This is a genomic window from Brevundimonas sp. LF-1 (genome assembly GCF_037055305.1).
GTDB classification, from domain to species: domain Bacteria; phylum Pseudomonadota; class Alphaproteobacteria; order Caulobacterales; family Caulobacteraceae; genus Brevundimonas; species Brevundimonas sanguinis.
This window is the reverse complement of the sequence record NZ_CP146349.1, coordinates 1,352,913-1,365,171: the sequence shown is the minus strand read 5'-3', so window position 1 is coordinate 1,365,171 and position 12,259 is coordinate 1,352,913. Positions and strand designations below refer to the sequence as shown.

Here is a 12,259-nt window from a genome sequence, read left to right as displayed (position 1 = left end):
ATGACGCCGTTGATCAGGGGTTGGACAGGGGCGTCTTGCCCTTCTGCGCACCGCCGAACCAGCGCGGCAGCCAGCCCGCCTCGGCCGAGGCGCGCGCCGTCTCGCCCCCCATCATGGTCCAGCCCGCGATGGTGCCGGTCGCCTTGATGACGGCGCAGGCCGCCACCAGACCGGCCACCGAGGCCCCCATGACCCGCGCCACCAGATCGGCGTAAGGGCTGGTCGAATGGGCCAGCACGTCGGCCGGGATGACGCCGAACACCGCCACGCTGGCCGCCACATAGACGACGAAGGCCAGCAGCACCCCGCCCAGCGAGGCGCGGCCGACATCGGTCGCCGGATTCTTCACCTGGCTGGACAGGGCCGCCGCGCTCTCGACGCCCAGGAAGGCCCAGAAGATCACGGCCAGCGACGCCGGAACCGTCTTCATCAGCGGCTCGCCCGCCGGGCTCCACGACGCTGCGAAGGTGTCGCCGCTGAAGGCGATGACGCCGGCGATGATGGCCAGGCCGATGGGGATCAGACCCAGCACCAGGGTGATCGCCCCGAAGCGCGCCGCCGTCTTCGACCCGGCCGCATAGGCCGCCGTGGTCAGCCAGATCAGCGCCAGATTGCTGAGCGCGCCCCACAGCGGCTCCTTCAGCGCCGGAAAGAAGAAGGCCAGATAGCCGGTCCCCGCCACCGCCACGGCGACATTGCCGGTCAGACAGGCCGCCCAATAGGCCAGTCCCGTCTGATAGCCCAGGAACCGCCCCAGACCGCGCCGGGCGAAATCCGACAGGCCGTCGGCCTCGGGCTGCATTCGCCCCAGACCGCCGAACACCAGCGCCAGGGTCACGGCCCCGACGCCGCAGACGATCCAGCCGATCAGGCTGCTGCTGCCGGTCGGCGCCAGGGTGGCGGGCAGAAGATAGACGCCCGATCCGATCATATTGCCGGCCACCACCAGGGCGGCCAGACCCCAGCCGATGCGGCGCGACGGTTCAGGCAGGACGTCCAGTTGGCTCATACGCGCCCTTTACTCGGGAATTCGCGCGCTGTCCCATGCGAATACGCCGCCGCTGTCGGCCGGCGTGAGCCCCTCGATCACCGTCAGCAGGCTGGCGGCGGAAAAGGCGGGCGAGAACAGCTTCTCGGGCTTGACCCCGCGCTGGAAGGGCGCGCTCAAAGCCGTGTCCACCGTGCCCGGATGCAGGCCCGCGACCACCGCCTGCGGATGGGTGCGCGCCAGTTCCACCGACAGGGTCTTCAGGATCATGTTCAGCGCCGCCTTGGACGCGCGATAGCTGTGCCAGCCGCCCAGCCGGTTATCGCCGATTGACCCGACCCGCGCCGACAGGGCCGCGAACACCGCCCGCCCGTCGCGCGGCAGCAAGGGCAGGAAGTGACGCGCCGCCAAAGCCGGCCCCACGGCGTTGATCCGATAGTCGCGCATCAGATGCTCCGCCGACAACTCGCGCCAGCTCCGTTCGGGCGTTTGGCCGGAGTGCAGCACCCCGGTCGCCACGATGACCAGGGTCGGCGCAGGACCCTCGGCGATGCGCGCGGCGGCGGCGGCCATGCTGGCCTCATCCTCCAGATCCAGATAGCCGTGCGTCACGCCCTCGATGGGCGCCGCCGGCGTACGCGACAGGCCGTGCACCACGCGGTCGCCCGCCTGACCCAGTTGCTGCGCCAGCGCCCTCCCCACGCCGCCCGACACCCCCACGATGATCGCCGAACCCGTCCTCATGTCTTTCGCCTTTCGCGCGCGCCTGTCGCCGGGAATACGCCGCTGAACCGCCTCTGGACCGATGACGCCCTACCTTCGCCATCCACGCGGGTTTAGGAAGCGGGCAGCCCCCTCGCGCCTGGACGACGCCCCCATGAGCATCACCACGGTCGGCCTCGATGCCGACGACACCCTCTGGCACAATGAGACTCTCTTCCGCCTCAGCCAGAAGCGGTTCGCCGAACTGCTGGCCGACCATGCCGAAGAGCCGGTGATGATGGACCGCCTGGCGCAGGTCGAACGGCGCAACCTGCGGCTCTACGGCTACGGGGTGAAGGGCTTCACCCTGTCGATGCTGGAGACGGCGATGGAGCTGTGCGACGGCTCGGCGCCGCCCCACATCGTGCGGGAAATCCTGGCCGCCGGGCGCGAAATGCTGGTCCACCCGGTCGAGACCCTGCCTGGCGTCGCCGAGACGGTCGCCGATCTGTCGACGCGCTACCGCCTCATTCTGATCACGAAGGGCGACCTGATGGACCAGGAACGCAAGCTCGCCGCCTCAAGACTGGGCGACTACTTCTCGGGCGTCGAAATTGTGTCGGAAAAGGACCGGGGAACTTACCAAACTGTATTTTCCCGTCACGGCGTCGCCCCCGCCGACGCCGCAATGGTCGGCAATTCCATTCGATCGGACGTGTTGCCCGCCATCGAGGCCGGCGCCTGGGGAATCCATATCCCATACCCGATCACATGGGCGCACGAGCTGGCCGAAGCCCCCGAAGGCCATCCCCGTTTCGTCAGCCTGAGCCGTTTCGATGAAGTGTCAGACTGGCTTCAGACAGTCGAACCATAACCAAGCTATTTGGCCCACTTTCAAACACAGTTCGCCCCATTTGTCACAATAACGTGCCGTTATCTCGTCATTATTGGACAGATTTCGTCCCAAATTTGCAACACGGCAACATTACCGTCGTACTTCGGCCCTCATGCGAGCGATGCAACTTGACCTCATCTGGTTGAGGCAATCCTGTGGCGGATCATGGTTCGTACCGTGTCGCAATGTGAGGCTTAACTGTATGCGTATTACCCGCTCCCGTTTGCTGGGCAGCACTGTTCTGATCAGCGCAATCGCCGCCGCTGGCGTTGCTTCGGCCCAGGTCGCTGAACAGCCCGCGTCGGACGCCCAAGCCACTGAAGTCGGCGAAATCGTCGTCACCGGTTCGCGTATCCGTCGTAGCGCCGCCAACGCGCCGACCCCGATCATCCAGGTTACGCAGGAAGAGATCCTGTCGACCGGCCAGACCAGCCTGATCGACTACCTGGCCACCATCCCGGCTCTGCAAAACTCGACGGTGCCGTCCGACACCACCGGCTCCAGCCTGAACACCGGCGGCCTGTCGCTGGCCAACCTGCGCTCGCTGGGGGCCAACCGCACCCTGACGCTGGTCGACGGTCGTCGCCACGTCGGCTCTTCGGGCGGCGAACTGTCGGTCGACGTCGACGCCATCCCGCGTCTGCTGATCCAGAACGTCGAGATCATCACCGGCGGCGCTTCGTCGGTCTACGGCGCCGACGCCGTCTCGGGCGTGCTGAACTTCATCCTCAAGAAGGATTTCGAAGGCCTGGAGATCGACGCCAACTACGGCCAGATCAACGACAACGGCGAAGCCACCCGCCGCATCTCGGGCCTGATCGGCAAGAACTTCTTCGACGACCGTCTGAACGTCTATGCTCACGCCGAGTATGAGAAGATCGACAACGTCGACTCGATGGACATCGACTGGATCCGTCGCGGCCCGGCCCGCCTGGCCATCGACGCCGACCCGACGAACAATTCGTATGACGGCCGTCTGGACGCCCAGGTCTTCTACGGCCTGAACCGCCTGGACATCCTGCCGTGGGGTCAGACCACCCTGGCCAACCTGCAGCGTCCCAGCGACCTGACCAACCCGAACGTCCCGTACCAGAACTGCTTCTCGGACGGCGACTTCACCTACGCCGCCAACTGCTACGGCATCATGCCGGGCAAGACCTTCGTCTATGACGGCGGCGCGGCCCGTGAAGCCAACTTCGGTCAACGCGTCGGCAACGTCGGCATCAACCGCCCGTACAACATCGGCGGCGACGGCATGCCGATCGGCGAAGTCGCCGGCTACAGCCGCATTCCGGCGTCGGAATCGCAGCGTTATCAGGTCGGGACCAACTTCAAGGTCACCGACTCGATCAACTTCCACGCCTCGGCCAAATACATCACCGAGGAAACCTTCATGCGCGGCCAGCCGACGTTCTTCGACGTCGACCTGGACAACGACTCCTACGGAGCCGGTGAAGCAAACTCGATCTGGGCCACCTCGGCCTTCGACCTGCGCTGGGACGACAACGCCTTCCTGCCGCAGTCGATGAAGAGCGCGATCGCCAACAACAAGATCGACATCTACGCCCCGCCGACGGCCCAGAACGCCGGCGAGCTGATCGGTTCGCAAGCCCTGCCGATCGCGCGTCACAGCTTCTTCGGTCCCGAGCGTTCGCAGAAGAACACCCGCGACCTGCAGCGCTACGTCGTCGGCTTCGACGGCGACCACGGTCCGATCGGCTTCGCCAAGTCCCTGTCGTGGGATCTGGGCTACACCTACGGCAAGGTCGAGATCGAAAACATCGAGCGTGGCGTGGACGTGCAGCGCATGGCCCTGGCCGCTGACGCCGTGGTCGACACGACGGGCCTGCTGGGAACCCCGGCGCCATCGTCTGCCGCTCGACCCTCCTGAACGCTCGCGGCGTCGCCGAAATCGCCGACCAGGTCCGTGGCGGCGACCTGCGTGACACCGAGTATGGCCGCAACGCCATCGCCCAGTGCACCCCGCTGAACATCTTCGGCGCCGGCAACCAGTCGGCCGAAGCTCTGGACTACGTCGACGCCTTCGTCCGCGTCGAGGAAATGAACGAGCAGCACCAGCTCCTCGGCTCGATCTCGACCGAGCTGTGGGACTTCTGGGGCGCCGGCAACCTGGGCTTCGCCTTCGGCGGCGAATGGCGCAAGGAAACCACCTCGGCCGTCGGCCGCAGCACCACGGCCGGCGACCGCCTGCTGTTCCTGAACACCGGCGCCGACTTCCCGGAAGTCAGCTATGAGTCCAAGGAACTGTTCGCGGAAGTCTCCGTGCCGCTGTTCCGCGACTCCTTCATGGGCGAATACGCCGAACTCAGCGGTTCGTACCGCTGGGCCGACTATTCGACCGTCGGCAACGTCGACGTTTACGGCGTGAACCTGGTTTACCGTCCGATCCGCGATCTGACCTTCAAGACCAGCTTCAACACCTCGGTTCGCGTGCCGAACCTGGGTGAGAACTACTCGCCCTACGGCCAGACGTTCGCCAACAACTTCAGCGACCCGTGCGCCACGGCCAACATCGCGAATCTGGACGACCAGGAGATCAAGGCCAACCGCGTGAAGAACTGTACGGCCCTGGCCGCACAGCAGGGCCTGTCGTTCGACTTCGCCGGCGCAACCGCCACCAACACCGACGACTTCCGTCCGAACTACACCTCGGGCATCGCCGGCGTTTCGGGCGGCAACCCGGACCTGAAGCCGGAAGAGTCGGAATCCTTCACCTTCTCGACCGTCTATCAGCCGAGCTACGTCCCGGGCCTGACCCTGTCGCTGGATTACTATGAAATCCGCATCGACAAGGTCATCGCCGCCGTGTCGGCCGCCGGCATCGCCGCCAACTGCGTGAGCGGCGCCGAACTGAACATGGACGCCTGTAACTCGATCTTCCGCAACAACCCGAACATTCCGTTCGGCATGGGCGCCCCTCGGGCGATCCCATCGGCGGCTTCATCGAGCGTTCGTTCAACTACGCGGCCCTGGAAACCCGCGGTCTGGACTTCGGCGCCAACTATTCGTGGGACACCGCGGATTGGGGCAAGAACTGGGGCTCCTTCGACTGGCGTCTGCAAGGCTCGTGGTTGATCGAGCAGAAGCAGTACCTGAACGAGGCGGATCCGTCGGACTACAACGAACTGGCGGCCAGCATCGGCCTGAGCGGCACCAACGCCTACCCGCGCGTCCGCATGGCCTCGTCGCTGTCCTGGCGTCCGAACGACATCTGGAACGTGAACTGGACCGCCGACTGGCAGTCCGCCACCAACATCGTCCGCGCCCGCGACTTCGTGAACAACGCGGACTCGCGTCTGGCCGACCAGATGGACACCGGCAACTTCGTCCGTCACGATCTGACCGTGCGTTACAACGTGCGTGAAGACCTGACGCTGCGCGCCGGCGTGGTGAACCTGTTTGACGCCGAACAGCGCGACATCCTGGGCACCACCATCTACTCCAACTTCGACCCGTACGGCCGTCGCTTCTTCGTCGGCCTGAACTTCCGTCCCTTCTAAAGGACGGACGAGGTTTGAAACTCTGGGGGCGGTCCTTACGGGCCGCCCCTTTTTCTTGTGCGCTCGGGGGGATAAGCCCTTGCCCCCGGCCCCCTCCTCTCTAAACGGGCCGCTTAACCGACAACCCGAACGGATCGGCCGCGACAGCGCTCGCGCCCGGCCGTCTGCGCGCGTGGAGACCGCCGCCCTGACCAGTCATGAAGAAAAGGACGCCATGGTGCGCGCCGCGCTCGCAGAGCAGGGCGACAGCGGGATCACCCCGCGCCATACGCTGTTCTACTTCTACGGCGAGGAAGAGGCGCACGGCGACCTGTGCGAGGTGGCCCGCCGTGCGGGCTTCCTGACGCGGGGCCAGGGCGACATGACCGTCCTGGAGACCACCATGCCGGTCGACGAGGCGTCTTTTGCGCCTGTGTCGGCCATGATGCAAACCTGGGCCGCGGCCTTCCAGCTCGACTACGACGGCTGGGAGTGCGCGGTCGTGACGAACTGAGTAGACGCCGATGCCCAAGCGCACAGACATCAAGTCCATCCTGATCATCGGCGCCGGTCCGATCGTCATCGGCCAGGCGTGCGAGTTCGACTATTCCGGCGTTCAGGCCTGCAAGGCGCTGAAGGCGGAAGGCTACCGGGTCATCCTGGTCAACTCGAACCCCGCCACCATCATGACCGACCCGGAGGTGGCCGACGCCACCTATATCGAGCCGATCACGCCCGAGATGGTCGAGAAGATCATCGCCAAGGAGAAGCCGGACGCCCTGCTGCCCACCATGGGCGGCCAGACGGCGCTGAACACCGCCCTGGCGCTGAACGCCTCGGGCGCCCTGGCCCGCCACGGCGTCGAGATGATCGGCGCCAAGGCCGAGGTCATCGACAAGGCCGAGGACCGTCAGAAGTTCCGCGACGCGATGGACAAGCTGGGTCTGGAATCGCCCCGCTCGCGCGCCATCCACCACATCGAGGAAGCCGACGAGGCCCTGGCTTTCGTGGGCCTGCCCGCCATCATCCGCCCGTCGTTCACGCTCGCCGGCACCGGCGGCGGCATCGCCTACAACGTCGAGGAATTCCACGAGATTGTGGAGCGGGGCCTGGACCTGTCGCCGACCACCGAAGTGCTGATCGAAGAGTCGGTGCTGGGCTGGAAGGAATATGAGATGGAGGTCGTCCGCGATCATGCGGACAACTGCATCATCATCTGCTCGATCGAGAACATCGACCCGATGGGCGTCCACACCGGCGACAGCATCACCGTCGCCCCGGCCATGACCCTGACGGACAAGGAATATCAGATGATGCGCGCGGCCTCGATCGCCGTGCTGCGCGAGATCGGGGTCGAGACGGGCGGCTCGAACGTCCAGTTCGCGGTCAACCCCAAGGACGGCCGTCTGGTCGTCATCGAGATGAACCCGCGCGTGTCGCGTTCCTCGGCGCTGGCGTCCAAGGCCACCGGCTTCCCGATCGCCAAGATCGCCGCCAAGCTGGCCGTCGGCTATACGCTGGACGAGCTGAAGAACGACATCACCATGGTCACCCCGGCCAGCTTCGAGCCGGCCATCGACTACGTCGTCACCAAGATCCCGCGCTTCGCCTTCGAGAAATATCCGGGCTCCGAGCCGTCGCTGACCACGGCGATGAAGTCGGTCGGCGAGGTCATGGCCATCGGCCGCACCTTCCAGGAATCCATGCAGAAGGCCCTGCGCGGACTGGAGACCGGCCTAAACGGCTTCGACGATATCGAGATCGACGGCGTGACCGGGGCTGAGGACGACGCCTCGGTCAAGGCGGCGGTGATCCGCGCCCTGGGCCTGCCGACGCCCGACCGCATCCGCGTCATCGCCCAGGCCTTCCGCCACGGCCTGACGGTCGAGGAGGTCCACGCCGCCTGTTCGTATGAACCGTGGTTCCTGCGCCAGATCGCCGACATCGTGCGCACCGAGGGCCATGTCCGCGTCCAGGGCCTGCCGACCGAGGCGGCCGACTTCCGCAAACTGAAGGCCAAGGGCTTCTCCGACGCCCGCCTGGGCGCCCTGACCGGCAAGACCGAGGGCGAGGTCCGCAAGGCCCGCCGCGCCCTGAACGTGCGCCCGGTGTTCAAGCGCATCGACACCTGCGCCGCCGAGTTCGCCAGCGCCACCGCCTATATGTATTCGACCTATGAGACCGGGGCCCTGGGCCAGGTCCCGGCCTGCGAAGCCGCCCCTTCGGATCGCAGGAAGGCGGTCATCCTGGGCGGCGGTCCCAACCGCATCGGCCAAGGCATCGAGTTCGACTACTGCTGCTGCCACGCGGCCTTCGCTTTCGCCGACATCGACGTCGAGAGCATCATGGTCAACTGCAACCCCGAGACGGTCTCGACCGACTACGACACCTCCGACCGCCTGTATTTCGAGCCGCTGACGGCCGAGGACGTGCTGGAACTGATCGACGTCGAGCGCTCCAAGGGCGAGCTGATCGGCGTGGTCGTCCAGTTCGGCGGCCAGACCCCGCTGAAGCTGGCCCATGCGCTGCAGGAAGACGGCGTGCCGATCCTGGGCACCAGCGTCGACTCCATCGACCTGGCCGAGGATCGCGAGCGCTTCCAGCAGATGCTGAACGAGATCGGCCTGATCCAACCGCCGAACGGTCTCGCCCGCTCCGCCGAGGAAGCCGCCCAGAAGGCCGAGGAAGTCGGCTATCCGGTCGTCCTGCGCCCGTCCTACGTCCTGGGCGGCCGCGGCATGATGATCGTCCACGACCGCGAGCAGCTGGACCGCTACGTCCACGAGGCCATGCGCGTCTCGGGCGACGACCCCGTGCTGATCGACCACTATCTGAACCGCGCCACCGAGGTGGACGTGGACGCCCTGTGCGACGACGAGACCGTCTTCGTCGCCGGGGTGCTCGAGCATATCGAGGAAGCCGGCGTCCACTCGGGCGACAGCGCCTGCTCCATGCCGCCCTTCTCCCTGCGCCCCGAGACCGTGGCCGAGCTGAAGCGCCAGACCGCCGCCATGGCCAAGGCCCTGAAGGTGCGCGGCCTGATGAACGTGCAGTTCGCCATCGAGGAGCCGCACAGCGAGAACCCGCGCATCTTCGTGCTGGAAGTGAACCCGCGCGCCAGCCGCACGGCGCCCTTCGTCGCCAAGACCATCGGCCAGCCGGTCGCCGCCATCGCCGCCAAGGTCATGGCCGGGGTTCCGCTGGCGTCCTTCGGCCTGGTCGACAAGGAACTGGACCACATCGCCGTCAAGGAAGCCGTCTTCCCCTTCGCCCGCTTCGCCGGGGTCGACACCATCCTGGGCCCGGAAATGCGCTCGACCGGCGAGGTCATGGGCCTGGACTGGAAGCGTGAGGGCGAGGCCGACCTGGCGCCCGCCTTCGCCCGCGCCTTCGCCAAGTCGCAGACCGGCGGCGGCACCATCCTGCCGACCGAGGGCACGGCGTTCGTCTCGGTCAAGGACGCCGACAAGCCCTTCATCGTCGAGGCGGTGAAGACGCTGCTGGCGCAAGGCTTCGCCGTCATCGCCACCGGCGGCACCCACGCCTATCTGAGCGAGCAGGGCCTGGACGTCGGCCTGGTCAAGAAGGTGCTGGAAGGCCGTCCGAACATCGTCGACGCCATGAAGAACGGCGAGGTCCAGCTGGTCTTCAACACCACGGACGGCAAGCAGGCCCTGGCCGACAGCTTCTCGATCCGCCGCACGGCCCTGATGATGAAGATCCCCTACTACACCACCGCCGCGGGTTCCCTGGCCGCGGCCCAGGGCATCGCCGCCGTCCGCCACGGCGAAATGGATGTGCGCCCGATCCAGAGCTACAACTGAGACCAGGCTTCGAGTTGAACAGAGCCCCCGCCGAGCGATCAGCGGGGGCTTTTCCTTTCCTCCCCATTTCATGGGGAGGGGGACCGCGAAGCGGTGGAGGGGCGGCTTCACGCGCTTACCCCCTCCGCCTTCCGCCTTCCGCCTTCCGCCTTCCGCCTTCCGCCGTCATCCTCGGGCTTGACCCGAGGATCCAGGGTGGCGGCGCGCTCTTCCTTGCCGACGCAGTGCAGACGGACGGCTGGATCCTTGGGTCAAGCCCGAGGATGACGGCGGATAAATCAACATCCTTGCCCGGTTGCCCCCTCCCCGTCAGCAGCTAAGGTCGTACGTGACATTGGAGGGGACGCCATTATGAAGAAGACCACGCTCACCGCCGTTCTGGCTGCCGTTCTGGCCGCAGGCGCCGCGCCCGCCGTGGCGCAGGACGCCGCCCTGAAGGCTGCCGTCAAGGCCGACTACGACGCCAACCTCGGCGCCCTGTTCGACCACTTTCACCGCAACCCCGAGCTGTCGGGTCTCGAAGTCCAGACCGCGGCCCGCATGGCGCAGGAGCTGCGCGCTCTCGGCTATGAGGTCGCCACCGGCGTCGGCGGCACGGGCGTGGTCGCGGTCCTGCGCAACGGCCCCGGCCCCACGGTCATGATCCGCGCCGACATGGACGGCCTGCCGGTCGAGGAGCAGTCGGGCCTCGCCAACGCCTCCACCGCCCGTCAGGTCGACACCGACGGGGTGGAGAAGCCCGTCATGCACGCCTGCGGCCACGACGTGCACATCACCGCCCTAGTCGGCACGGCGCGCCAGATGCAGGCGCGCAAGGCCAACTGGTCCGGCACCCTGGTGCTGGTCGCCCAGCCGGCCGAGGAACGCATCTTCGGCGCCCGCGCCATGGTGCAGGACGGCCTCTACTCCCGCTTCCCCAAGCCGGACTACGCCCTGGCCTTCCACGTCTCGTCCGACACGCCGACGGGCCGGATCGGCGTGCCCCTGGGCATCACTTCGTCCAGTTCGGACAGCGTGGATATCGCCGTGCACGGCGTCGCCACCCACGGCGCCTCCCCGCACCTGGGGGTCGATCCGATCCTGGTCGCCTCGCATATCGTGGTCGCGCTGCAATCCCTGCGCAGCCGCGAGACCAGCCCGCTGGAGGGAGCCGTGGTCACGGTCGGCGCCATCAAGGGCGGCATCAAGCACAACATCATCTCCGACCGCGTCGACATGCAGCTGACCGTACGCTCGGACAGCCCCGAAGTTCGCGCCAAGCTGCTGGACGGCATCGACCGCATCTCGGCGAACACCGCCCGCGCCCTGGGCGTGCCCGAAGACAAGCTGCCGACCGTCGTACGATCGCCGCTGGAAAACACGCCGCCCACCATCAATGACGCCGAGACGGCCGCCCGCGTCCGCGAGGCCCTGACGGCCGGTCTGGGCGACGGCGTCCTGATCGACAATCCGCGCACCGGCATGGGCGCCGAGGACTTCGCCGAGTTCGTCACCCCGGAACTGGGGGTGAAGGGCGTCTACTTCCGCGTCGGCGGCACCCCGGCCGATCAGGTCAAGGGCGCGCCGGGCCACCACTCAGGCCTGTTCCGCATCACGCCCGAGCCCGCCGTCACCCTGGGCGTGGAAGGTTCGGTGCTGGCCGCCGAGGCCCTGATGCCGAAACGGTAAAGGCTGATGAACCGGGCGGCGTCCTGGTCGTTGAGGCAGGAACATTCCCTGTCCGTCCGGAGACGCGCCCATGTTCCTGCCTAGCCTGCCGACCCTGGTGAGCAGTCTGCTGTTGTCGCGTCGCGGCCGCGCGATGATGGGCCGCCACATGGGCAAGATCGCTCTGGCGGGGATAGCCTGGCAGTTGTGGAAGCGCCGTCGCGGCCCCGTTGGGGAAGCGCCTGCGGTCAAGGCGGCCCCCGCGTCGCGACGCAGGCCCCGGCGCTGAACTCAGTCGCAACCCGGCGATCCGTGAGGCGTTAACATCCCCATGCGCCTGTCTGTAATCCAAGTGATCGCGGCCCTGTTTTCGGCCGTCTGTTTCATCATCGCCTTTATCGCGACGGGCGTCGCCGTCGTCTCCGGCGCCTTCATGCTGCTGGCGCTGGCGGCGCTGGGCTTTATCGCCTGGACCGCCCTGCGCCGCGCCTTCGGTAAGGATCGTCTGCCACGGCCGCCGTCTAGCGAATAGAAGGTGCGGCGAAGCGCGGCTAGCGCTTTCCCGTCGCGACGAACAACGTCCAGCGACCTGCCTGGCCCATCTTGAGTTTGAGCGCAGGGCGCCCTACCTTCTTTGGCCGGTCACGCGACGCCCCCGTGGCCGCGGTGCACCAAACCGTCTCTCATCTGTCTTCGGGCGTAG

Annotated in this window: 11 protein-coding genes; 9 read left to right on the top strand and 2 right to left on the bottom strand. The window is 66.9% G+C overall.

All coding sequences use genetic code 11. The features are described from left to right. Positions 1-13: 13 nt before the first annotated feature. Both V8F63_RS07370 and V8F63_RS07365 read right to left on the bottom strand, forming a co-directional pair. Positions 14-1,009, bottom strand: a complete 996-nt coding sequence (locus V8F63_RS07370; protein WP_392354913.1) for an amino acid permease — start codon at positions 1,007-1,009, stop codon at positions 14-16. 9 nt (positions 1,010-1,018) lie between these two features. Then, complete coding sequence (locus tag V8F63_RS07365) at positions 1,019-1,732, bottom strand: SDR family NAD(P)-dependent oxidoreductase (protein ID WP_392354912.1); 714 nt, start codon at positions 1,730-1,732, stop codon at positions 1,019-1,021. 133 nt (positions 1,733-1,865) lie between these two features. Here V8F63_RS07365 and V8F63_RS07360 point away from each other — a divergent pair, with 133 nt between their 5' ends. From V8F63_RS07360 to V8F63_RS07320, 9 genes are all read left to right on the top strand, one after another. Further along, on the top strand, positions 1,866-2,564 hold the full coding sequence (locus tag V8F63_RS07360) for an HAD family hydrolase (RefSeq protein ID WP_312446986.1): 699 nt from the start codon (positions 1,866-1,868) through the stop codon (positions 2,562-2,564). 223 nt (positions 2,565-2,787) lie between these two features. Further along, on the top strand, positions 2,788-4,476 hold the full coding sequence (locus tag V8F63_RS07355; protein WP_392354911.1) for a TonB-dependent receptor plug domain-containing protein: 1,689 nt from the start codon (positions 2,788-2,790) through the stop codon (positions 4,474-4,476). Positions 4,477-4,646: 170 nt separating this feature from the next. Further along, positions 4,647-5,681 (top strand): TonB-dependent receptor, encoded by a 1,035-nt coding sequence (locus V8F63_RS07350; protein ID WP_392354910.1) that lies wholly within the window; start codon positions 4,647-4,649, stop codon positions 5,679-5,681. Continuing rightward, positions 5,576-6,106 (top strand): TonB-dependent receptor, encoded by a 531-nt coding sequence (locus tag V8F63_RS07345; protein ID WP_392355055.1) that lies wholly within the window; start codon positions 5,576-5,578, stop codon positions 6,104-6,106. Before V8F63_RS07350 ends, V8F63_RS07345 begins: the two co-directional genes overlap by 106 nt. A 172-nt stretch (positions 6,107-6,278) precedes the next feature. Then, entirely contained in the window at positions 6,279-6,599 is a 321-nt protein-coding gene (locus V8F63_RS07340) for a ribonuclease E inhibitor RraB (RefSeq protein ID WP_134582329.1), read from the top strand. A 10-nt stretch (positions 6,600-6,609) separates the two neighbouring features. Further along, positions 6,610-9,909, top strand: a complete 3,300-nt coding sequence (carB, locus tag V8F63_RS07335; RefSeq protein WP_227157429.1) for a carbamoyl-phosphate synthase large subunit — start codon at positions 6,610-6,612, stop codon at positions 9,907-9,909. Between the two features lie 351 nt (positions 9,910-10,260). Beyond that, positions 10,261-11,577: an amidohydrolase gene (locus V8F63_RS07330; RefSeq protein ID WP_303705311.1), complete on the top strand. Its 1,317-nt coding sequence runs from the start codon at positions 10,261-10,263 to the stop codon at positions 11,575-11,577. A 70-nt stretch (positions 11,578-11,647) separates the two neighbouring features. After that, positions 11,648-11,845, top strand: coding sequence for a cysteine protease (locus V8F63_RS07325; RefSeq protein ID WP_392354909.1), 198 nt, complete (start codon positions 11,648-11,650; stop codon positions 11,843-11,845). 42 nt (positions 11,846-11,887) lie between these two features. Then, a complete protein-coding gene (locus tag V8F63_RS07320) occupies positions 11,888-12,088 on the top strand; it encodes a hypothetical protein (protein ID WP_227157431.1) in 201 nt (66 codons plus the stop codon). Positions 12,089-12,259: the final 171 nt, after the last annotated feature.

What these genes read in the sequence shown, in the direction of transcription:
- V8F63_RS07370 (WP_392354913.1), bottom strand. Translation starts at nt 1,009, where the DNA reads ATGAGCCAACTGGACGTCCTGCCTGAACCGTCGCGCCGCATCGGCTGG.
- V8F63_RS07365 (WP_392354912.1), bottom strand. Translation starts at nt 1,732, where the DNA reads ATGAGGACGGGTTCGGCGATCATCGTGGGGGTGTCGGGCGGCGTGGGG.
- V8F63_RS07360 (WP_312446986.1), top strand. Translation starts at nt 1,866, where the DNA reads ATGAGCATCACCACGGTCGGCCTCGATGCCGACGACACCCTCTGGCAC.
- V8F63_RS07355 (WP_392354911.1), top strand. Translation starts at nt 2,788, where the DNA reads ATGCGTATTACCCGCTCCCGTTTGCTGGGCAGCACTGTTCTGATCAGC.
- V8F63_RS07350 (WP_392354910.1), top strand. Translation starts at nt 4,647, where the DNA reads ATGAACGAGCAGCACCAGCTCCTCGGCTCGATCTCGACCGAGCTGTGG.
- carB (WP_227157429.1), top strand. Translation starts at nt 6,610, where the DNA reads ATGCCCAAGCGCACAGACATCAAGTCCATCCTGATCATCGGCGCCGGT.
- V8F63_RS07330 (WP_303705311.1), top strand. Translation starts at nt 10,261, where the DNA reads ATGAAGAAGACCACGCTCACCGCCGTTCTGGCTGCCGTTCTGGCCGCA.
- V8F63_RS07325 (WP_392354909.1), top strand. Translation starts at nt 11,648, where the DNA reads ATGTTCCTGCCTAGCCTGCCGACCCTGGTGAGCAGTCTGCTGTTGTCG.
- V8F63_RS07320 (WP_227157431.1), top strand. Translation starts at nt 11,888, where the DNA reads ATGCGCCTGTCTGTAATCCAAGTGATCGCGGCCCTGTTTTCGGCCGTC.